At 45.9% G+C, this 222-nt stretch carries 1 rRNA gene; it reads left to right on the plus strand.

Annotation, left to right across the window (positions count from 1 at the left end):
* Nucleotides 1–108: ribosomal RNA gene (locus H4J50_RS19400) — 23S ribosomal RNA — on the plus strand; the annotation flags it as partial.
* Nucleotides 109–222 lie beyond the last annotated feature (114 nt).

Below are 222 nucleotides of genomic sequence, written 5' to 3' on the forward strand. Positions count from 1 at the left end.
TTAAGCTCCCTAAAGGGTCGTTGGAGACTACAACGTTGATAGGTTGGGTGTGGAAGTGCTGCGAGGCATTGAGCTAACCAATACTAATTACCCGTGAGGCTTAACCATACAACACCCAAGTGGTTTTCACGTAACTGTTCCAGACAGTTACCTGACTTCCTCCATCCATGGAGGTCGTGTATGAAGTTTGACAAAAAGTGTAGGAATACACGCATCACGCAT

The organism is Colwellia sp. 6M3, assembly GCF_014077595.1.
Lineage (GTDB): Bacteria > Pseudomonadota > Gammaproteobacteria > Enterobacterales > Alteromonadaceae > Cognaticolwellia.